Origin of the sequence: Chromobacterium rhizoryzae, from assembly GCF_020544465.1 — a bacterium.
Classification (GTDB): domain Bacteria; phylum Pseudomonadota; class Gammaproteobacteria; order Burkholderiales; family Chromobacteriaceae; genus Chromobacterium.
The window spans coordinates 3,675,855-3,695,339 of record NZ_CP066126.1 but is presented as its reverse complement, the minus strand read 5'-3'; the positions used below and the strand labels follow the sequence as shown (position 1 = coordinate 3,695,339).

The 19,485-nt window shown below is 63.8% G+C and carries 20 protein-coding genes; 14 read left to right on the top strand and 6 right to left on the bottom strand.

Annotation, left to right across the window (positions count from 1 at the left end):
• Positions 1 to 5: 5 nt before the first annotated feature.
• Genes JC616_RS16650 through JC616_RS16630 form a run of 5 tightly spaced genes read left to right on the top strand, consistent with a single transcriptional unit; the run spans position 6 to position 3,633 of the window.
• Positions 6 to 923, top strand: coding sequence for a CobW family GTP-binding protein (locus tag JC616_RS16650; protein ID WP_227104336.1), 918 nt, complete (start codon positions 6 to 8; stop codon positions 921 to 923).
• Positions 920 to 1,090 (top strand): hypothetical protein, encoded by a 171-nt coding sequence (locus JC616_RS16645; RefSeq protein ID WP_227104334.1) that lies wholly within the window; start codon positions 920 to 922, stop codon positions 1,088 to 1,090. The genes JC616_RS16650 and JC616_RS16645 overlap by 4 nt, the downstream gene beginning before the upstream one ends.
• Positions 1,087 to 1,830, top strand: coding sequence for a metal ABC transporter ATP-binding protein (locus JC616_RS16640; protein WP_227104332.1), 744 nt, complete (start codon positions 1,087 to 1,089; stop codon positions 1,828 to 1,830). The genes JC616_RS16645 and JC616_RS16640 overlap by 4 nt, the downstream gene beginning before the upstream one ends.
• A gap of 2 nt (positions 1,831 to 1,832) precedes the next feature.
• Positions 1,833 to 2,705, top strand: coding sequence for a metal ABC transporter permease (locus JC616_RS16635; protein ID WP_199225997.1), 873 nt, complete (start codon positions 1,833 to 1,835; stop codon positions 2,703 to 2,705).
• A gap of 22 nt (positions 2,706 to 2,727) precedes the next feature.
• Positions 2,728 to 3,633 carry a metal ABC transporter solute-binding protein, Zn/Mn family gene (locus JC616_RS16630; protein ID WP_107798606.1) on the top strand — a complete coding sequence of 302 codons (906 nt, stop codon included), beginning with the start codon at positions 2,728 to 2,730 and terminating at the stop codon, positions 3,631 to 3,633.
• On the opposite strand, the gene JC616_RS16625 is transcribed toward JC616_RS16630, so the two are convergent.
• Complete coding sequence (locus JC616_RS16625) at positions 3,626 to 4,291, bottom strand: sulfite exporter TauE/SafE family protein (protein WP_227104330.1); 666 nt, start codon at positions 4,289 to 4,291, stop codon at positions 3,626 to 3,628. The two genes, JC616_RS16630 and JC616_RS16625, sit on opposite strands and share 8 nt — an antisense overlap.
• 308 nt (positions 4,292 to 4,599) lie before the next feature.
• On the opposite strand from JC616_RS16625, the gene JC616_RS16620 reads away from it, so the two are divergent.
• A complete protein-coding gene (locus tag JC616_RS16620) occupies positions 4,600 to 5,385 on the top strand; it encodes an enoyl-CoA hydratase (protein ID WP_107798608.1) in 786 nt (261 codons plus the stop codon).
• Positions 5,386 to 5,477: 92 nt separating this feature from the next.
• Here the strand turns inward: JC616_RS16620 and JC616_RS16615 are convergent, their stop codons facing one another.
• The 4 genes from JC616_RS16615 to JC616_RS16600 form a co-directional block, all read right to left on the bottom strand.
• Complete coding sequence (locus JC616_RS16615) at positions 5,478 to 7,553, bottom strand: prolyl oligopeptidase family serine peptidase (protein ID WP_227104328.1); 2,076 nt, start codon at positions 7,551 to 7,553, stop codon at positions 5,478 to 5,480.
• 327 nt (positions 7,554 to 7,880) lie between these two features.
• Positions 7,881 to 8,579 carry a DsbA family protein gene (locus JC616_RS16610; RefSeq protein ID WP_107798610.1) on the bottom strand — a complete coding sequence of 233 codons (699 nt, stop codon included), beginning with the start codon at positions 8,577 to 8,579 and terminating at the stop codon, positions 7,881 to 7,883.
• Positions 8,573 to 9,436 carry an MBL fold metallo-hydrolase gene (locus JC616_RS16605; RefSeq protein WP_227104326.1) on the bottom strand — a complete coding sequence of 288 codons (864 nt, stop codon included), beginning with the start codon at positions 9,434 to 9,436 and terminating at the stop codon, positions 8,573 to 8,575. The genes JC616_RS16610 and JC616_RS16605 overlap by 7 nt, the downstream gene beginning before the upstream one ends.
• A gap of 299 nt (positions 9,437 to 9,735) precedes the next feature.
• Complete coding sequence (locus JC616_RS16600) at positions 9,736 to 10,059, bottom strand: hypothetical protein (protein WP_227104324.1); 324 nt, start codon at positions 10,057 to 10,059, stop codon at positions 9,736 to 9,738.
• A gap of 222 nt (positions 10,060 to 10,281) precedes the next feature.
• Here JC616_RS16600 and JC616_RS16595 point away from each other — a divergent pair, with 222 nt between their 5' ends.
• The 4 genes from JC616_RS16595 to JC616_RS16580 are packed head-to-tail and all read left to right on the top strand — an operon-like array spanning position 10,282 to position 13,805.
• Positions 10,282 to 11,205: a branched-chain amino acid ABC transporter permease gene (locus JC616_RS16595; protein ID WP_107798612.1), complete on the top strand. Its 924-nt coding sequence runs from the start codon at positions 10,282 to 10,284 to the stop codon at positions 11,203 to 11,205.
• A gap of 18 nt (positions 11,206 to 11,223) precedes the next feature.
• The gene (locus JC616_RS16590) at positions 11,224 to 12,324 is read left to right on the top strand and encodes an ABC transporter permease subunit (protein WP_107798613.1); all 1,101 of its coding nucleotides are present in this window, start codon (positions 11,224 to 11,226) and stop codon (positions 12,322 to 12,324) included.
• 3 nt (positions 12,325 to 12,327) lie between these two features.
• Complete coding sequence (locus tag JC616_RS16585) at positions 12,328 to 13,098, top strand: ABC transporter ATP-binding protein (protein WP_227104323.1); 771 nt, start codon at positions 12,328 to 12,330, stop codon at positions 13,096 to 13,098.
• Positions 13,095 to 13,805: an ABC transporter ATP-binding protein gene (locus JC616_RS16580; RefSeq protein WP_227104321.1), complete on the top strand. Its 711-nt coding sequence runs from the start codon at positions 13,095 to 13,097 to the stop codon at positions 13,803 to 13,805. Before JC616_RS16585 ends, JC616_RS16580 begins: the two co-directional genes overlap by 4 nt.
• A gap of 48 nt (positions 13,806 to 13,853) precedes the next feature.
• Here the strand turns inward: JC616_RS16580 and JC616_RS16575 are convergent, their stop codons facing one another.
• Positions 13,854 to 14,744 (bottom strand): LysR family transcriptional regulator, encoded by an 891-nt coding sequence (locus JC616_RS16575; protein ID WP_227104318.1) that lies wholly within the window; start codon positions 14,742 to 14,744, stop codon positions 13,854 to 13,856.
• A 127-nt stretch (positions 14,745 to 14,871) separates the two neighbouring features.
• Between JC616_RS16575 and htpX the strand changes: the two genes are divergently transcribed.
• From htpX to JC616_RS16555, 4 genes are all read left to right on the top strand, one after another.
• Complete coding sequence (htpX, locus tag JC616_RS16570; protein WP_227104316.1) at positions 14,872 to 15,753, top strand: protease HtpX; 882 nt, start codon at positions 14,872 to 14,874, stop codon at positions 15,751 to 15,753.
• 101 nt (positions 15,754 to 15,854) lie between these two features.
• Complete coding sequence (locus tag JC616_RS16565) at positions 15,855 to 16,841, top strand: TerC family protein (protein WP_107732454.1); 987 nt, start codon at positions 15,855 to 15,857, stop codon at positions 16,839 to 16,841.
• A 301-nt stretch (positions 16,842 to 17,142) separates the two neighbouring features.
• Positions 17,143 to 17,862, top strand: a complete 720-nt coding sequence (locus tag JC616_RS16560) for a response regulator (protein WP_107798618.1) — start codon at positions 17,143 to 17,145, stop codon at positions 17,860 to 17,862.
• Entirely contained in the window at positions 17,859 to 19,310 is a 1,452-nt protein-coding gene (locus JC616_RS16555; protein WP_107798619.1) for an ATP-binding protein, read from the top strand. Before JC616_RS16560 ends, JC616_RS16555 begins: the two co-directional genes overlap by 4 nt.
• Positions 19,311 to 19,485: the final 175 nt, after the last annotated feature.

Below are 19,485 nucleotides of genomic sequence, written 5' to 3'. Positions count from 1 at the left end.
GATCCATGAAAAAAACCATAGTCAATTTGTTCACCGGCTTTCTCGGGGTGGGCAAGACCACGGCGTTGCGCCATTTGATCGATCGTCGTCCCGCGCATGAAAAGTGGGCGATCATCGTCAACGAGTTCGGCGAGGTCGGCATCGACGGCGCGGCGCTGAGCCAGGACGAGCTGGCGGTGGCGGAAATCGCCGGCGGCTGCCTGTGCTGCGTGGCCGGACCGCAGATGACCGCCACGGTGGCGACCTTGCTGCGCCGCGAACGCCCGGACCGTCTGCTGATCGAGGCCAGCGGCCTGGCGCACGCGGCCGGCGTCATCGACGAGCTGCGCGCCAAGCCCTTGGGCGAGGCGCTGGAGGTGGGCGCGGTGCTCACCCTGGTGGACCCGCGCCAGTTCATTCAGCCGGACTATCATCGCCAGCCGCTGTACCGCGACCAGATTTCCATCGCCGACGTGCTGGTGGCCAACAAGATAGACACCGCCGACGTGCCGACGATGGAGGCTTTCCGTCGGCAGGCGGCGGCCTTGTTCCCGCCCAAGTCCTTGGTGGGCGAGGTGCGCAACGGCGAGCTGGATCCGGCCTGGCTGGACGCCGCCGCCGCGCCCAAGCCGCGTTACCGGCCGGCGGTGCCGGACGACGCCGCCACGCAATGGCGTTCCATGGGCTGGACTTTCGAGCCGGAGCAGGCTTTCGACGGCGAGCGGCTGACCCGTTTCTTCGATGAGCTGCCCGCCTTGGTGCCGGGCCTGGTGCGCGCCAAGGGCGTGTTCAAAGTGCTGGACAGCTGGGTGTGGCTGAACTGGGCGGCCGGACAGTGGGGCGCGGCTCAGGTGTCCTGGAGACGCGATAGCCGCTTCGAACTGATCGCCGAGGATTTCGACGCCGCCGCGATCGAGAACACCTTGCAGAGGTGCTTCGAATGACGCCCAAACATCAACACACACACGCGCACCGGCATCTGACGCCGGACAATTTCAAAGCGCCGTTCAGCCTGCTGGCGCTGTCGGCCTGGCAGCGGCTGGGCCTGGCCGGCGCCGCGTTGGCGGTGCTCTGGTTCTTGGTGATCTGGGCTTTGCGGGAGGCGGCATGAGCGTCAGTCTGCAGAACCTGACGGTTTCCTATCAGCGCCATCCGGCGGTGCACCATGTCAGCGGTTGTTTCGCCGCCGGCGACGCCACCGCCATCTTCGGCCCCAACGGCGCCGGTAAGAGCACCTTGCTCAAGGCCATGATAGGCGCGTTGAAGCCGGACTCCGGCTCGGTGCAGTTGGGCGGCTTCCGGCGGCGGGACATCGCCTATCTGCCGCAGCAATCGGAGATCGACCGCTCCTTGCCGGTCAGCGTGCTGGACCTGGTGTGCACCGGGCTGTGGCACGACACCGGCGTGTTCGGCGGCGTCAGCCGCCGCGGCCGCGACCAGGCCTTGCTGGCCTTGGAGCAGGTGGGGCTGGCCGACTTCGCGCTGAGGCCGATCTCGGCGCTGTCCAGCGGCCAGTTCCAGCGCGTGCTGTTCGCCCGCATCCTGGTGCAGGACGCGCGGCTGATCCTGTTGGACGAACCGTTCAACGCGGTGGACGCCAAGACCACTTACGATCTGTTGGAGCTGGTGCGCCATTGGCGCGAGGAAGGCCGCACCGTGGTGGCGGTATTGCATGATTATGAGCAGGTGCGCGCGTATTTCCCGCATACCTTGTTATTGGCGCGCGAAGTGGTGGCCTGGGGCGATACCGCCGAGGTGCTGTGCGACGCCAATCTGAAACGCGCGGTGGACACCGCCGCGCATTGGCAATCCCAGGCCGCGGTCTGCGAAGTGGATGGAGCGCAAGCCTGATGCTGCACTTATACGATTTACTGGTGGCGCCGTTCGCCGAATTCGCCTTCATGCGCCGGGCGCTGGTGGGCTGCCTGGCCCTGGCCTTGGGCAGCGGCCCCATCGGCCTGTTCCTGGTGATGCGGCGCATGAGCCTGATGGGCGACGCAATGAGCCACGCAGTGCTGCCCGGCGCCGCGGTGGGTTTCATGATGGCCGGTCTCAGTCTGCCGGCGATGAGCTTGGGCGGTTTCTTCGCCGGCGTGCTGGTGGCCTTGCTGGCCGGCCTGGCCACGCGTTTCACCAGCATCAAGGAAGACGCCAGCTTCGCCGCCTTCTACCTGCTGTCTTTGTCCATCGGCGTCTTGCTGGTGTCGCGCGGCGGCAGCAATGTGGACTTGATGCACATCCTGTTCGGCTCGGTGCTGGCGGTGGACGACGCGGCGCTGTACCTGGTGGCCGGCGTCGCTTCCTTCACCCTGTTGGCGCTGGCCTTGATCTACCGCCCCTTGCTGCTGGAAAGCCTGGACCCGGTCTATCTGCGCGCCGTGGGCGCGCGCGGCGGCCTGTGGCACATGCTGTTCCTGATGCTGGTTGTGCTGAACCTGGTGGCCGGTTTCCAGGCGCTGGGCACCCTGATGGCGGTGGGCCTGATGATGTTGCCGGCGATCACCGCCCGCTTGTGGACCGAGCGCATCGAGGCCCTGCTCGGGCTGTCGGTGGCCATTGCCTTCCTGGCCGGCCTGGGCGGCCTCTTGCTGTCCTATCACTTCGAACTGCCTTCCGGGCCGGCCATCATTCTGCTGGCGGGCCTGGTCTATCTGCTGTCGCTGCTGTTGGCGCCGGTGGGCGGGGCTTTGCCGCGCTACATCCGCGCCCGGCATCTGGAATCCTGAACCCTTGATAAGGAAGTCGCCGATGAAGAAATCAATCATGGCCCTGCTGTTGCTGGGCCTGCCCTTGTCCGCCTGGGCCAAGCTGCCGGTGGTCGCCAGCTTCAGCATCGTCGCCGATATGACGCGCGAGATCGGCGGCGATCGCGTCGAAGTCTCCTCGCTGGTGGGGCCGGATCAGGACGCCCACGTGTTCCAGCCGTCGCCGGCCGACGTCAAGAAAGTGGCCGCCGCCAAGCTGCTGGTCACCAATGGCCTGGGCATGGAAGGCTGGATGGTGCGGCTGAGCAAGGCCGCTCATTTCAAGGGCGTGCAAGTGGAGGCGGGCAAGGGCATCAAGACCCGCGAAGCGGAAGACGAGGATCACCACGGGCACGACCACGGCCATGCCGGGCATGACCACGGGGCCGTCGATCCGCACGCCTGGCACGACCCCAAGCGCGTGCTGACCTATATCCGCAATATCGAGGCCGGCCTGAGCCAGGCGGACCCGGCCGGCAAGCCGGAGTACGCGCGCCGCGCCGCCGACTACGCGGCCAAGGTGAAGGAGATGGACGCCTGGGCGGCCAAGGCCTTCGCCGCCGTGCCCGCGGCCAAGCGCAAGATGCTGACCTCGCACGACGCCTTCGCTTATCTGGGCGAGCGTTACCAGCTGCAAGTGCTGGCCATCCAGGGCGTCAGCACCGAGTCCGAGGCGTCGGCCAAGGCGGTGGCGCGGCTGGTGCGCCAAGTGCGGCAGGAAAAAGTGGCGGCGGTATTCATGGAGAACATGACCGACAAGCGTCTGTTGGAGCAGCTGGCGCGCGAGGCCAAGGTGGCGATAGGCGGCAAGTTGTACGCCGACGCGCTGTCCGGCCCGTCCGGTCCGGCGCCCAGCTATTTGGCGATGTTCCGTTACAATGTGGACACCATTTTGAAATCGTTCAAATAAGCGCCCGCAGCAACTGCCAGGCGCCGATGCCCGCAACGACCAGTCCCGCCGTCAGGCGGACTGGTCGTTGTTGCATCCAGCGGCGCAAGCTGTCGGCGAAAGCGCCCATCAGCAGGAGATTGGGCAAGGTGCCGAGCCCGAAGGCGAGCATGGCCAGCGCGCCGCCGGACGCGCTGCCGGTGGCCAGTGCCGACAGTGAGGCGCTGTAAACCAGGCCGCAGGGCAGCCAGCCCCAGACCATGCCGGCCAGCAGCGCGGCTTGCGGCGAGCGGACCGGCAGCAGGGGGCCCAGCAGCGGCTGCAAGCGCCGCCAGATCGGCGCGCCCAGCCGTTCGATCAGATTGACCGCGCCGGACAGGCCGGCCAGGTACAGGCCCATGGCCACCAGCATCAGGTTGGCCAACAGCGCCAGCGCCAGTTGCAGGCCGCGGATGTCCAGCAGGGCGAGGCCGGTGGCGGCCAGGCCGCCCAGCAGCGCGCCTATCAGCGCGTAGCTGCCGACGCGTCCCAGATTGTAGGCCAGCATGATGCGCCAGCGGCTGGTCTCGGGGGGCAGATTCAGCGTCAGCGCGGCGACGATGCCGCCGCACATGCCCATGCAGTGGCCGCCGCCCAGCAAGCCCGCCAGAAACAATATCCACCCGCTCGTTTCAATCATGCCGCAACCTGTCTCAGAAAGCTCTATGGTAACAGAGTGGCGGCTCGCGCTTGCGCGCGCGGCGGTCATATTTGCTTTTGGCATTTATTGCCTTTATCAAAATTTTACTTGGCATCTCCTTAAAGAAAGTTATAAAAAAAATGATGGTCTAGCTGGCCGACTACTGGTCAAAAGGTCAGTTTGCAATGAGAATGCTGCTTTGGCTTCGGACCTATGCGCAATGGGTCCCCCGCTGAGGATCCAGGCGCTCGACCTGGTCAAAACATATGCATTAGCGATGTAATCCATGGGGATAGAGTGAGGAAAATATGGCCAAGTATCTGACACTTGAGCGGCTGGGCCAGTCAGCGATCGTGACTCTCAAAAACGCGCCGGCGAATTTGCTGACTACGGAGAGCCTGAATGAGCTGGCTACGACGATGCGGTCGCTGGATGCGGATCCGGCTGTGCGTTCGGTGGTGTTGACCGGGGCGGGCGACGCGTTTTTTTCCGCCGGCGCCGATTTGAAGCAATTCGCGTCCGGCGACGCGGCCGAGGCGGACAAGGTGTTCGACGCCTTCGCCGGCGCTTTGCGCAGTTTGCAGCAGTACCGCGGCGTCACGGTGGCCGCGATCAACGGCTACGCCCTGGGCGGCGGTCTGGAATTGGCGTTGGGCTGTGATTACATGGTGGCCGAGCGAGGAGCCAAGCTCGGGCTGCCGGAAGCCAAGGTGGGCATCATCCCGGCGGCGGGCGGCACCAAGACGCTGGCGGACAAGGTGGGCGTTTCCTGGGCCAAGCGCATTATTCTGGGCGGCGAAGTGGTGACGGCGGAGAAGGCCCTGACCATTGGGCTGATCGAGGAAGTGGTGGACCAGGGCTTCGCTAAGATCGTGGCGATCAGCCTGGCCAACAAAGTGGCGAACCAAGCGCCGGGCGCGGTGGCCGCCGCGCGTAGGCTGATCGAGGAGAGCGGCAATCTGACGCTGGCTCAGCATCTGGAGCGCGAGCGCGCCGCGGTGCGCCAGCTGATGGGCAGCGCGGAGCAGATCGAGGGCGTCAGCGCCTTCATCGCCAAGCGCAGCCCCAGCTGGGTCGAGTCCGGCGATGATTGAACGGTCCGCGTCCCATGCAAAACCGCCTGCCGCCGTTTCGGCCGCAGGCGGTTTGTTTTGATGCCCGCATCTGTTCCGCCGGGCCGGGCGGGTCAGCGCAGTTGGCGCAACAGGAAGGCGTATTCCATGGCCGCGATATCGGCTTCCTGTTGATGGTTGGCGGCGGCGCCGTGCCCGCCCTCGGTGCGCTCGAAATACTGCACCGGGGCGCCCATCGCCTGCATGGCCGCGAACATTTTGCGGGCGTGGCCGGGATGAACCCTGTCGTCCAGCGTCGAGGTCATGAACAGGGTGGCCGGGTAACGCGCGTCCGCTTTCAGGTTCTGATAGGGCGAGTAACGGCGGATATAAGCCCAGTCTTCCGGTAAATCGGGGTTGCCGTACTCGTCCATCCAGCTGGCGCCGGCCAATAAGCGGTTGAAGCGGCGCATATCCAGCAGCGGCACCTGGCAGACCACGGCGTTGAACAGCTCCGGACGCTGGGTCAGCATCACCCCCATCAACAGGCCGCCGTTGCTGCCGCCCTTGATGCCCAGATGACGGGCGTCGGCCACGCCGCGTTTGGCCAGGTCTTCCGCGATGGCGGCGAAGTCGTCGTAGGCGTTCTGGCGCAGCTGTTTGCGCGCCGCCTCGTGCCAGGCCGGACCATACTCGCCGCCGCCGCGGATATTGGCCAGCGCGTAGACGCCGCCGCGTTCCAGCCAGGCCTTGCCCAGCGCGCCGTTGTAGCGCGGGGTCAGCGACACTTCGAAGCCGCCGTAACCGTACAAGAGCGTGGGGTTGGAGCCGTCCAGCTTGATGTCTTTGCGGCTGACCAGGAAATAGGGCACGCGGGTGCCGTCGCGAGAGGCGGCGAACCACTGTTGGATGCGGTAGGGGCCGGCGTCGAAAAAGCCGGGCTGCTGTTTCAGCGTCCGGCGCTCATCGCTGCCGGTCTCGGCCAGGGCCAGCGTCGGCGGCGTCAGAAAATCGGTGAAGCTGTAGAAGTAGCGGTTGTCGCGGTCGGGATCGACCGCGCGCACGCTGATGCTGCCGAAGCTGGGCGTGGCCACCGGGCGCGACCGCCATTGGCCGTCCACGACCTTCCATTCCATTAAGCGACTGCCGACATTGTCCAGCATGGTCAGCAGCAAGCTGTCGCGAGTGGACGTCTGCTCCGCCAGCGAGACGGCGGCGCTGGGCTCGAACAGAGGGCTGAAGCCGCGTTCGCCGGCCAGGTAGGCGTCGGCCTTGATGGCTAGCAAGGAGCCGCCGCGCCAGGTCTTGCCGCCAGCGGTCCAGTCTTGCTTGGGCGTCAACAGCAGCCAGTCGCCGAAGAAATCGACGCCGACATGGTCGGGCTTGTCCAGCTTGCGCCATTTTCCATCCACCAGCAGCCGCGCCTCGGTGCTGAAGAAAGTGGGCGCGCGCGTGATCAGGTCGTAGCGGCGGCCTTGGGCGTCTATCCTGGCCGCGTGCACGGCGACGTCGGCCTGCTGGCCTTCGAACACGGTTTGCGCTTCGGCCAGCGGCTGGCCGCGGCGCCAGGTCTTGACGATGCGGGGATAGCCGGAGTCGGTCAGCGACCCGGGGCCGAAGTCGCTCATCACATAAAGGGTGTCGCGGTCCTGCCAGCTGACTTCGCTCTTCGCTTCGGGCAGTTGGAAGCCGTCCTTGACGAAGGCCTTGGCGGCCGGGTCGAATTCACGCACCACCGCGGCGTCGCCGCCGCCGCGGCTTAAGCGCAGCAGACAGCGTTCCTGATCGGGGCGCAGGCAGTCGGCCCCTTGCCACACCCAGTTTTCCCCCTCGTCCTTGGCCAAGCGGTCCAGGTCCAGCACGGTTTCCCATTGCGGTGCGGCCTTGCGGTATTCGTCCAGCGTCGCGCGTCGCCACAGTCCGCGCGGGTGGTCTTTGTCGCGCCAGAAGTTGTAGTAGAGCCCGCCTATCTTCTCCACGGAGGGGATGCGGTCGTTGGAGTCCAGGATGGTCAGCAGTTCGCGGCGCAGCGCCGGGTAGTCGGTTTGCCGGCCGAGGTCCTGGCGCGTGTTTTCGTTTTGGCGGCCGACCCAGGCCAGCGCTTCCTTGCCTTGAATCTCCTCCAGCCACAGATACGGGTCTTGCGCGGCGTTCGCCGCGGCGCAGAGCGCGAGCAGGGCGAAGGACAGTGGGGTGCCTAAGGTTTTCATCCGGACGGGTTCCCCTTAATTCAGCCAATGGCTGTAGACAGTGGATTTGTTTTGATGTGTCCGAATACTGTAACGTCCGAGAATTTGTTTGTCATCAAGCGCCGCGCAGGCGGAGAAGACGAACGGCGGCCATGTCCAGATGTGGCCGCCGTTGGCGGGGAGGGCGGGGGGCGGCGCCTTGGCAGCCGTTCACGGTAGGCTGCGCGGCCTAGGGCGCGACTCGGTGCGTGCCGCATTCGGAATGCTCATGCGTCCCATGAGCAAGGCCGCTTTTTCAGCGCTTGCTTTCACCAGGTCGCGCCCCTGCGCGCGGCTTTGAACAGGCGCTTAGCAGCCGTCCAGCCCGCACATCGGCGGCAGCTCGGCCGAGCCTGAGAGGGTGGCGGCACCGAGTTGCGCCAGGTGCTGGCTGAACATGTCCGGCTTGCCCAGATAGGAGCCCAGATCCAGGGCTTGGAAGCGGCCGTCCACTTCCAGCGCCGCGGACGGGAAGCCGCGCAAGCCCAGGCGGGTCATCAGCCGGCGGCTGTGGTCTATATGCTCGACGCTGCGCGCCAGACCGCCGGCGTAGGCGTCGGCGAAGCGGTCGGCGGACACGCCCAATTCGGCCGCTAGCCGGGCGAGCACCGCGACGTCGGCGATCTCAAGCCCGTGCAGGTAATGAGCGGCTTGCACGCGGGCCAGCATGGTCTGCGGCGCAATGCCCAGTTCCGGCGCGGCCAGGACGGCGGCGATGGGCGGCGTCGAGTCCAAACGCGCCTCGCTGCGCAGCAAGCCGTCGAAGTAGGCGTCGCCGAAGGGCTGGCCGCTGAGGGCGGCGATTCGGTGATCGTGCGGCATCACGTAGCCGCGCCACTCCAGGTTCACGCGGCGGTTGTGCGGCGCGCTGAGCATGCCGCCGCCGTGCAGCGCCAGTTCGACTTCCGGCCGCGCCGCGGCCGCCAGCAGCAGCGGCGAAGCGCCGTAGCACCAGCCGCACAGCGGATCGTAAAAGTAGTGCAGCCGGATCGTGGAGGCGCTTACCATTTCATCTCGCCCTTATTGACCTTGGCGCCGATCTCCAGCGACATGTCTTCGCCCGCTTGCGGGAAGGCTTGCTTCATCGCCTGGATCAACTGGGCGCTATTGGCCGATTTGGCCAGATTCAGTTCGAACTGCTGCAAGTACCGGCGGGTGAAGCGCACGGCGCTCAGATCGGTTTTGTCGCCCGCCTGCATGTGGCCGGGGACTACGATTTCCGGTTGCAGCGCTTCCATTTCGTCCAGCTGCTTGATCCAGGCCTGGCGTTCGGCCGGGCTCTGGGTGTCCGCGGTCCAGACGTGCATGCTGGGCGCGGTGACGCCGACATTGCCGACAATCGCGCGCAGGGACGGAATCCACACATAGCCGCGGTGCGCCAGCACGCCGCGCGCGCTCTTGATTTCCAGCGCCTTGCCTTCCAGTTCCAGACGTTCGCCTTTCAGCGCTTCGGGCAGCAGCGGCGCGCTGGGCGCGTTGACGCCCATTTGCGGGCCCCAGTAAGCGAGCTTGCCCTGGATATTGGCCTTGATCTTGGCCAGGGTCGGGCCGTTGCTGAGCACTTGGGCCTGAGGGAAGATCTTCTTCAGTTCGGCGGCGCCGAAGTAGTAGTCGGGATCGGCCTGGCTGATATAGATGGTTTTCAGTTGCTTGCCGCTGTCCAGCACCTTGGCGGCGATGCGGTGGGCGTCGGCGCGGGTGAAGCCGGTGTCGATCAGGATGGCGTCTTTCTCGCCGCTGACCAGGACCGAGCTGACATTGAAGCTATTGCCGTCGGCGTTGTAGATGGACAGTTTCAGCGGCGCGGCGACGGCGGCCGTTGCCGCCAGGGTCAGGGCGCCAGCGATCAGGGTTTGGCGGAACATCGATTCATTCTCCATATGGTCCGGCTTCTATCGCCGGCGGTGAGTAGGCTGGATTTCGACGCTCACTATAAAACGCGCGCTTAATGGGAATAAACCATCTAAATCGCAATAAATTGTTGCTTGTTTCGATCTAATTGGTCGGAGCCTCAGGGGCTTTCCGTCGTCTACTCAGGCGCTGGGCCACGACGGGGGAGGGGATGGACGCTTGTTCAGACCGGCTCCAGGGATCGCGAGCAAGGGCGAGAGCTTGGGCGGCGTCTTAGACAGTTGCAGCCAAGACGGACTGAATGGGCTATGTTTCAGCCATAAAAGCGCGGAGGCCGGAATGTCGGATGGGCGCTGTAGGCGATGGCCCTGTTCTTGCTTGATGTTTGATGCGCCGCGACATGCAATTTTTGTCGACTTGGGGCCTTATTTTGGGAGATTGTATCCATTCGAATCGCGAAAGCGAGCGAATGTTGTAATGCGAATTCTTTGATGGGTGTCTTTTCGAAAGCGAACATATTTTGCGCCGAAGCATGATCAAAATCTGAAAAACGACCTGCTGGCCCAGGGTTTTCCTTTATCCGGAGAAATTCAAAATTTCTTTGGCCGGTTTCGTCTTGTTTTTTGAAAAAACACATGAAAAACAATGTGTTGTATTGTTTTTAAATGGGCTTGATTTGGTGCCGTTTTAACCAATCTTTAAGATTGACAGTCGCTGGAATCCGCCTACATAATCCGTTCGCCTGTCTGACAGAATCCAAATAATCAAGGCTCGTCCGGGCACTCAAGAACAGGCAGCAGCCAATAAGAGGGGAAACCCCGCAAGCTGCCGGTCGTCAATACAAAGGAGATCTCCCAACGTGGACATTTTTCTGCAACAAATCCTGAACGGTCTCGTTCTGGGTAGCATTTATGCGTTGATCGCATTGGGCTACACCATGGTGTACGGGATCATGGGGCTCATCAACTTCGCCCACGGCGAAGTGGTGATGTTCGGCGCCATGGTCACCATCTCCGTCGTCAACGCCTTGTCCGGTTCCGGCCTGCCCGGTCCCGCCCTGGTGCTGATCGGATTGCTGGTGGCGATTGCGGCCTGCATGCTGCTGGGCTTCACCGTAGAGCGCATCGCTTACCGTCCGCTGCGCGGCAAGCAAAGACTGGCGCCGCTGATCACCGCGATCGGCCTGTCCATCGTGCTGCAGCAGGTGGCCATCCTGATCTGGGGCCGCAACTACATTCCCTTCCCGCAAATCCTGGACCACGACGTGGTGTCCTTCTTCGGCGCCAGCATCACCAAGCTGCAGATCACCATCATCGTGCTGTGTCTGGTGATCATGGCCGGCCTGCTGCTGATGGTGGAGCGCACCAAGCTGGGCCGCGCGATGCGCGCCACCAGTCAGAACCCGGCGGTGGCCGGCCTGATGGGCGTCAACGTCAACACCATCATTTCCGCCACCTTCGTCATCGGCTCCAGCCTGGGCGCGGTGGCCGGCGTGATGGTGGCCACCAACTACGAGCAAGCTCATTACTATATGGGCTTCATGATTGGTCTGAAGGCCTTCACCGCCGCGGTGCTGGGCGGCATCGGCAATCTGGGCGGCGCGGTGGCCGGCGGCTTGCTGCTGGGCATCATCGAAAGCCTGGGCGCCGGCTATATCGGCACGCTGACCGGCGGCTTCCTCGGCTCCAACTATCAGGACATCATCGCCTTCATGGTGTTGATCATGGTGCTGATTTTCCGTCCGTCCGGCCTGCTGGGCGAAAAGATGGCCGACCGTGCCTGATCCTGGAGACGACATATCATGACCATGGCACTCAATATCAACAAGATGGACACCGGCAAGAAAGTCGGCCTGTTCGTGCTGTCCGCGGTGGCGATGGCGGTACTGCCTTTCCTGGTGGGCGGCCTGCTGGGCAACTCCTGGGTCCGCATCGTCGACTTCGCCTTGCTCTACGTGATGCTGGCGTTGGGCCTCAACATCGTGGTGGGCTTCGCCGGCTTGCTGGACTTGGGCTTCATCGCCTTCTACGCGGTGGGCGCCTACACCTTCGCCTTGCTGGGCTCGCCGCATTTCGGCCTGCATCTGCCGTTCTACATCACCATCCCCTTGGGCGCGGTGCTGGCGGCTTTCTGCGGCATCTTGCTGGGCACGCCGGTATTGCGGCTCAAGGGCGACTATCTGGCCATCGTGACGCTGGGCTTCGGGGAGATCGTGCGCATCTTCATGAACAACCTGAACACCCCGGTCAACATCACCAACGGTCCGCAGGGCATCAACCTGATCGATCCGATCAAGGTGGGCGGCGTATCGCTGGGCGAGACGATGGAGCTGTTCGGCCTGAGCTTCCACAGCGTTTATCTCTACTACTATCTGTTCCTGGCCCTGACCGTGGGCGTGGTGATCATGGCCTGGCGCCTGCAGCATTCGCGCATCGGCCGCGCCTGGGTGGCCCTGCGCGAAGACGACATCGCCGCCGCGGCGATGGGCATCAACATCCGCAACATCAAGTTGCTGGCCTTCGCCTTGGGCGCCTTGTCCGGCGGCGTGGCCGGCGGCCTGTTCGCGTCCTTCCAGGGCTTCGTGTCGCCGGAATCGTTCAGCTTGCTGGAATCCATCATGATTCTGGCGATGATCGTGCTGGGCGGCATGGGTCACATCCCGGGCGTGATTCTCGGCGCCGTGGTGCTGACCATTGCGCCGGAGATCCTGCGCGAAGTGATAGGCCCGCTGCAGATGAAAACCTTCGGCAAAATGCTGATCGATCCGGAAAACGCCCGCATGCTGTTGTTCGGCTTGGCGATGGTGGTGATGATGCTGGTGCGGCCGGAGGGCATGTGGCCGTCCAAGCGCCGTAAAGCCGAGTTCCGTGACGATAGAGAAGCCGCAGGGCAGAAAGGTTGAGCCATGGCTGAAGTTTTGCTGAAGATAGAAGGCATCCATAAACGCTTTGGCGGCCTGCACGCGCTCAACAACGTGGCGCTGACCATCAACAAGGGCGAGATTTACGGCCTGATTGGCCCCAACGGCGCGGGCAAGACCACGCTGTTCAACGTGTTGACCGGCTTGTACGTGCCGGACGAAGGCGCGTTCGAGTTCGACGGCCACAATCTGTTCCAACAGAAGCCGCACGTGGTGGTGGCCGCCGGCATCGCCCGCACCTTTCAGAACATCCGTCTGTTCGCCGAAATGACGGCCTTGGAAAACGTGATGGTGGGGCGTCACATTCGCTCCAAGGCCGGCGCCTTGGGCGCGGTGCTGCGCGACAGACGCACCATGGCAGAAGAAAGGGCGATCACCGACAAGGCCTGGGAACTGCTGGAATACGTGGGCATCGCCGATGTGGCGCATGAGCGCGCCCGCAACCTGTCCTACGGCCATCAGCGCCGACTGGAAATCGCGCGCGCGCTGGCCACCGAGCCCAAGCTGCTGGCGCTGGACGAGCCGGCCGCCGGCATGAACCCGCGCGAGACCGAGGAACTGAAGACCCTGATGTCCAAAATCCGCGCCGGAGGCGTGACCGTGCTGCTGATCGAGCACGACGTCAAACTGATGATGGGCTTGTGCGACCGCATCGCGGTGCTGGACTACGGCAAGAAGATTGCCGAAGGCGTTCCCGAAGAGGTGCGCAAGAACCCGAAAGTGATTGAGGCCTACCTGGGAGCGGCACACGCATGAGCATTTTGGAAGTCAAAGACCTGCAAGTGGCCTATGGCGGCATTCAGGCGGTCAAGGGCGTCGATTTTCACATCGAGCAGGGCGAGTTGGTGACCCTGATCGGCGCCAACGGCGCCGGCAAGACCACCACGCTGAAAACCCTGGTGGGCATGGTGAAAAAATCCGGCGGCAGCATTCACTACGACGGCAAGGACATTTCCACCATCGCGCCGCACAACTTCGTGCGCCACGGCCTGGCCATGGTGCCGGAGGGCCGCGGGGTGTTCGCCAAGCTGACGGTGGAAGAGAACCTGCTGATGGGCGCTTATTATCGCGACGACAAGGCCGCGATCCTGAGCGAAGCCGAGCGGGTGTACGAGTTGTTCCCGCGCCTGAAGGAGCGGCAGAAGCAACTGGCCGGCACCTTGTCCGGCGGCGAACAGCAGATGGTGGCCATGGGCCGCGCCATGCTGTCCAAGCCCAAGCTGCTGCTGCTGGACGAACCGTCCATGGGCCTGGCGCCCATCATCGTGGAGAAGATCTTCGAGATCATCCAGATGGTGGCCAAGGAAGGCGTGACCATGCTGCTGGTGGAGCAGAACGCCAAGCTGGCGCTGGAGGTGTCGCAGCGCGGCTATGTGATGGAAAGCGGCCGCATCACCATGAGCGGCCAGGCCAAGGATCTGCTCAACGACGAGCGCGTGCGCAACGCCTATCTGGGCGAGTGAGTTCGCCGCGCGTCGCCAAACCCCGGACTTGTCCGGGGTTTTTTGTTTTCAGAGCGCGGCGTCGATGGCGGCTTGCAACATGGCCTGCACGCCCGGGTGCTGCATCCGGCGGCGGTTGGCGATGGCGTAATAATGCTCCCAGACCCCGTCGACCTCGCCCAGCGCCTGCGGCGCGTTCGCGTCGCCGGCGCTGGGCGCCGTGCTGGGAAACAGGCCGAAGCCTTGACGGCCGAAGGCGTCCAGCAAGGCGCCGTCGTCGAACTCCGCGACGATGTCCGGCTTGATCCGGCGCTCCTCGAACCACTGGTCCAACTGGCTGCGCAGCACATGGTGGCGGCTGGGCAAGAGTATGGGCGCCTGGTTCAGGCTGGCGGGGAAGCCTTCGGCGTAGCGCCGCCACAGTTCGGCCGCGCCGGCTATCATCACCGGGCAGCGCATCAGCAGCCAGGATTGAAAAGGCTGCGATCCGCCGGCCGCCATCGGCCGGTCCGCCAGCACCACGTCCAGCCGGTGGCGGGTCAGGTCGGCCAGCAACTCGTCGAAATCGCCCTCGCCGCATTGTAGCCTGACCTTGGCGTCCAGCCGCAGCGCCGGTTCCAGCAGCTTGAGCGCGATGGCCTTGGGCAGCACGTCCGAGATGCCCGCCGCCAGGCGAATGGTCTTGTCCAGCTGCGCGTCTTCCAGCGTTTCCTGCAATTCCTCGCCCAGCATGAAGATCTGATCGGCGTAGCGCAGCGTCACATGGCCGGCCTCGGTCAGAACCAGCTGGCGTCCCTGTTGTCGGAACAAGGTTCGCTCCAGGCTCTGTTCCAGCCGCGAAATCTGGCCGCTGACGGTTTGAGCGCTGACGCCCAATTGTTCCGCCGCGCGGGTGACGCCGCCGGCGTGGGCGACCGCCCAGAAGTAATGCAGATGCTTGAAGTTGATCCGTTCGGACATAATGGTTCGAAAAAACTTGATGTATTTTCTGATTATATTTGATTTTTTCCGAGGGACGCAGCGTCTAGAATGCACTGTGTCGGGCGTTCCTCGGAATGCCGTCGAATTCAACGCAAGGGCCAACACCATGAAACGAGTCATCCTATTAATCGCCACCAACATCGCCGTGATGGTGGTGCTGAGCATTGTGGCCAGCTTGTTGGGGCTGAACCGCTTCATGACGGGCAACAGCCTGAACCTGGGCACGCTGCTGGGCTTCGCCGCGGTGATGGGTTTCGGCGGCGCCTTCATCTCGCTGATGCTGTCCAAGACCATGGCCAAGTGGAGCACCGGCGCGCGCGTGATCGAAACCCCGAGCAACGACACCGAACGCTGGCTGGTGCACACCGTGCAGAAGCTGGCCAGCCGCGCCAATCTGCCGATGCCGGAAGTGGCGGTGTACGAGGGCGAGCCCAACGCCTTCGCCACCGGCCCGAGCAAATCCAACTCGCTGGTGGCGGTGTCCACCGGCCTGCTGGCCTCGATGACGGAAGAAGAAGTGGAAGCGGTGCTGGCGCACGAAGTCGCCCACATCCAGAACGGCGACATGGTGACGCTGACGCTGATCCAGGGCGTGGTCAACACCTTCGTGTTCTTCCTGGCGCGCGTGGTCGGCTATCTGGTGGACAACTTTTTGCGCCGCAACGACGAAGAATCCAGTGGCCCGGGCATTGGCTATATGGTCACTGTGATCGTCTGTGAGATCGTGTTCGGCATCCTGGCCTCCGCCATCGTGATGTATTTCTCGCGTCAGCGCGAATTCCGCGCCGACGCCGGCGCGGCCACCCTGCTGGGCGGCGCGCGTCCCATGGTCAACGCCTTGCGCCGTCTCGGCGGCGTCGCCGCCGGCGACCTGCCGCAGAATATGGCGGCCTCCGGCATCTCCGGCGGGCGCGGCGGCCTGATGGCGCTGTTCTCCAGCCATCCCAGCATCGAGGAGCGCATCGGCGCGCTGGAACACGGTCGTTAAGCTTTGATCCGCCTCCGCGGCAGCGGAGGCGGCTGATGTGAATTCAGGCCCCGGGGCGGCTCGCTCGGCCCGGGGCCTTTCTATTGCCTAAAGGAATGCTTATGGAATGGTTGAGCGCCGGCTTCGCCGGCTACCCCTTGTGGGTGTGGTTGATGTTCATGGCGATCGTGCTGGCTCTGCTGGCTTTCGATCTGGGCGTGCTGCACAAAGAGGAAAAGGAGATCGGGGTCAAGGAAAGCCTGATGCTGTCGGCTTTCTACATCGGCGTCGGCCTGGCTTTCGGTGGCTGGATCTGGTGGTATCAGGGCGCGGACGCCGGCATGCAGTACCTGACCGGCTATGTGGTGGAGAAGTCGCTGTCCATGGACAACGTCTTCGTGATGTCGCTGATCTTCTCCAGCCTGGCGGTGCCGCGCTTGTACCAGCACCGGGTGCTGTTCTGGGGCATTCTCGGCGTGATCGTGATGCGGGCCTTGATGATAGGCCTGGGCGCGGCGCTGGTGGCGCAGTTCCAGTGGGTGCTGGTTTTGTTCGGCCTGTTCCTGATCGCAACCGGGATCAAGATGCTGTTTTCCGACGACGAGCACGCGCCCATCCAGGAAAACCGCATGTACCAATGGCTGCGCGGCCACCTGCGGCTGACGCCGGACTTGCACGGCAAACAGTTTCTGGTGCGCGGCGAGGCGCATGGCTTGGCTCGCGGCTGGTGGGCGACGCCGCTGCTGTTGGCGCTGATCATGGTGGAGAGCGCCGACCTGGTGTTTGCGGTGGACAGCATACCGGCCATCTTCGCCATCACCCAGGACCCGTTCCTGGTCTACACCTCCAACATCTTCGCGATCCTGGGCCTGCGCGCGCTGTACTTCGCGCTGGCGGCGATGGTGCATCGCTTCCATTATCTGAAGTACGCCTTGTCGCTGGTATTGGTGATGATAGGCGTCAAAGTGGGTCTGGTGTTCTTCAACGACGTGGGCTGGGTGACGTTCAAGATCCCCACCGCCTGGTCCTTGGCGGCGACGCTGGGTCTGTTGCTGGCGGGGGTGCTGTATTCGCTGCACAAGACGCGCGATCAGAACCCCAACGATTGAGGCGGACGCATAAGTTCGCGCCGGAGCAGGGCTCCGGCGGGCAAGGGAAACCGGCCATGCGCGATGCGCGTGGCCGGTTTTTTGTAAACCTTCTGTAAACCTCTCTCATTTGGCCACGATTTCTCCCTCAGCCTGGCGGGCGGGCGCGGTATCCTTAGAGCCGCTAACCAAACCTCGCAGAGAAGCTGAGCCAAGGCGCGCCGACGCAGGCAGTACAAGTCGTACGGCCAGGAGGCGCAAGGCAGGGTCAGGGCTTGGGTTAGCGGGTCTTATAATAAAGCCGCAATGGAGGTGAGCTGTTATGACTGTCGAAGTGCCAAGATTGCTGGTGGTGGATGACGACCCCGACCTGCGCGACCTGCTGCGCGACTACCTGGGCAAGCAGGGTTTCGCCGTCGACGCCGTCGGCGACGGCCAGGCCATGCATCAGGCGATTGCCGCGCAGAACTACAATATGTTGATTCTGGACCTGATGTTGCCGGGCGAGGATGGCCTGACCCTGTGCCGCAATCTGCGCGAGCGCTCCTGCATGCCCATCCTGATGCTGACCGCGCGCGGCGACGAACTGGACCGCATCATCGGCCTGGAAATGGGGGCCGACGATTATCTGACCAAGCCGTTCAGCCCGCGCGAGCTGCTGGCGCGGATCAAGAGCATTTTGCGCCGGGTGTCGGATCAGCCGGCGAACGCGGCCAGCGTGCGCCGGCTGCGTTTCGCCGGCTGGACGCTGGACCTGAACGCCCAGCATCTGCTGGACGAGGCCGGGGTGGTCACTCCGCTGTCCGGCGGCGAATTCAAACTGCTGCAGGCCTTGGCGGAAAACGCCAACGCGGTGATGTCGCGCGATCAACTGATGGAGGCGATGAACGGCAAGGAGGCCGGACCGTTCGACCGCACCGTCGACGTGATGATAGGGCGGGTGCGCCGCCGGCTGGGCGAGGACGCGCGCGAGCCCGTGCTGCTCAAGACTATACGCAGCGGCGGCTATATGCTGGCCTGCGAGGTGGAAGCCTTGCGATGAGGTGGTTGCCGCGCACATTGTATGGCCAGATTTCGCTGACGCTGGTGGGGGGCTTGCTGCTGGCCAACGCCTTGGGCATTTATTTCATTCTCAGCGACCGCGACCGCTTGAGCAATTCCTTGCGCGTGCAATACACCGCGCAGCACATCGCCGACATCGTCAATCTATTGGACGAGTGTCCAAGCAAATATCGGGAACAGGTGATTTCCGCCCTGAACCAGCCCACGCTGCTGGTGCGCATGGACCGGTTCTGGGAGCAGCCAGAAAATACGCTGAGCCGGCATGGCCGCTCGTTTCAGCAATTGATCAAGCGCGACCTGATCAAGCCTTATCAGCTGCAGGTGTTGTCCAAGCAGCAGGACTCGTCGGCAGGCGGCCGCGCGGCCTTGATCGATAGGGTGGGCGGGCTGGGGATGAAAAATTTCACGCCCACGCGGGACGCCGGCCTTGCCGGCTCCATCGTCGGCGAAGAACTGACCGCCCTGGGCCCGCTGGCCGAATTCAAGACCCATCTGGCCACGGTGCAGGCCAGGCTGAGCGACGGCACGGTATTGACCTTCAACGCCTCGCGGCCCATTTCGCTGGCCGATCAGCCCATCCGCATCCTGGCCTGGCTGCTGCTGGTGGCCTTGACCGCCGCTATTCTGGGCGCCTGGGCGGTGCGGCAGCTGATCCGGCCGCTGGGCCTGTTCGCGCAGGCGGCCCGAGGCCTGGCCAGCAATCTTAATCAGGCGCCCTTGCCGGAAACCGGCTCCGAAGAAGTGGCGGAAGCCGCCCGAACCTTCAATCGGATGCAGACCGAGCTGCAGCGCCTGCTGAAAACCCGCAATCAGATGCTGGCCGGCGTGTCGCACGATCTGCGTTTGCCCATCACCCGTATCCGTCTGCGCCTGGAAGGGCTGGCCGAGTCGTCGGAAAAGCAGGCGATAGAGCGCGACCTGCTGGAAATGGACCAATTGATCAACGACTCGCTGACCTATCTGCGCGGCGGCTGCGGCAGCGAGCAGGTGGTGAAGCTGAATCTCAACGCTTTGCTGGAAAGCGTGGTGGAGGATATGGAGGCTTTCGGCGCCGACATCCAACTGCACAGCGAAGCGGTGGCGCCGGTCGCCGGCAAGGTCGGCGCCTTGCGCCGTTGCCTGGGCAATCTGCTGGAGAACGCGCGCCGTTACGGCGGCGCGGGGATCGAGGTCAGCCTGCGGCAGCGGGGAGACTGGGTGGAAGTGCGGATTCAGGACCAGGGGCCGGGCATCGCCGAGGCGGAGCTGGAACGGGTGATGGAGCCTTATGTCCGCTTGGAGGATTCCAGGGCGCGCCATACCGGGGGCAGCGGCCTGGGCCTGGCCATCGCGCGGGCGATTGCGCGCGACCATGGCGGCGATCTCAAACTGAACAACCGGCCTCAGGGCGGTTTGTGCGTGAAACTGAGTTTGCCGGCTGGACATTGAACGCATTGATCTTGTGGCGAGCCGCGCTAGCGCGGCTTTTTTTGTCCGTTCGCCGGGTTGCGATGAGAGAGGGGGCGGGTGAGCGGCTTTGTATCTGCCGAATTCTCAAAATTTACGATGTATTCACACTCTATTTACATTAAAGCCGTATTGTAAATGGACATTTACAAAGTGA

Bases quoted from the DNA above. Each gene is read 5' to 3' on its own strand.
- JC616_RS16605 (WP_227104326.1), bottom strand. From the start codon at position 9,436: ATGTTCCGCCAAACCCTGATCGCTGGCGCCCTGACCCTGGCGGCAACG.
- JC616_RS16620 (WP_107798608.1), top strand. From the start codon at position 4,600: ATGGCCAAGTATCTGACACTTGAGCGGCTGGGCCAGTCAGCGATCGTG.
- JC616_RS16650 (WP_227104336.1), top strand. From the start codon at position 6: ATGAAAAAAACCATAGTCAATTTGTTCACCGGCTTTCTCGGGGTGGGC.
- JC616_RS16640 (WP_227104332.1), top strand. From the start codon at position 1,087: ATGAGCGTCAGTCTGCAGAACCTGACGGTTTCCTATCAGCGCCATCCG.
- JC616_RS16600 (WP_227104324.1), bottom strand. From the start codon at position 10,059: ATGTGTTTTTTCAAAAAACAAGACGAAACCGGCCAAAGAAATTTTGAA.
- JC616_RS16575 (WP_227104318.1), bottom strand. From the start codon at position 14,744: ATGTCCGAACGGATCAACTTCAAGCATCTGCATTACTTCTGGGCGGTC.
- htpX (WP_227104316.1), top strand. From the start codon at position 14,872: ATGAAACGAGTCATCCTATTAATCGCCACCAACATCGCCGTGATGGTG.
- JC616_RS16590 (WP_107798613.1), top strand. From the start codon at position 11,224: ATGACCATGGCACTCAATATCAACAAGATGGACACCGGCAAGAAAGTC.
- JC616_RS16555 (WP_107798619.1), top strand. From the start codon at position 17,859: ATGAGGTGGTTGCCGCGCACATTGTATGGCCAGATTTCGCTGACGCTG.
- JC616_RS16625 (WP_227104330.1), bottom strand. From the start codon at position 4,291: ATGATTGAAACGAGCGGGTGGATATTGTTTCTGGCGGGCTTGCTGGGC.
- JC616_RS16610 (WP_107798610.1), bottom strand. From the start codon at position 8,579: ATGGTAAGCGCCTCCACGATCCGGCTGCACTACTTTTACGATCCGCTG.
- JC616_RS16585 (WP_227104323.1), top strand. From the start codon at position 12,328: ATGGCTGAAGTTTTGCTGAAGATAGAAGGCATCCATAAACGCTTTGGC.
- JC616_RS16565 (WP_107732454.1), top strand. From the start codon at position 15,855: ATGGAATGGTTGAGCGCCGGCTTCGCCGGCTACCCCTTGTGGGTGTGG.
- JC616_RS16645 (WP_227104334.1), top strand. From the start codon at position 920: ATGACGCCCAAACATCAACACACACACGCGCACCGGCATCTGACGCCG.
- JC616_RS16560 (WP_107798618.1), top strand. From the start codon at position 17,143: ATGACTGTCGAAGTGCCAAGATTGCTGGTGGTGGATGACGACCCCGAC.
- JC616_RS16580 (WP_227104321.1), top strand. From the start codon at position 13,095: ATGAGCATTTTGGAAGTCAAAGACCTGCAAGTGGCCTATGGCGGCATT.
- JC616_RS16630 (WP_107798606.1), top strand. From the start codon at position 2,728: ATGAAGAAATCAATCATGGCCCTGCTGTTGCTGGGCCTGCCCTTGTCC.
- JC616_RS16615 (WP_227104328.1), bottom strand. From the start codon at position 7,553: ATGAAAACCTTAGGCACCCCACTGTCCTTCGCCCTGCTCGCGCTCTGC.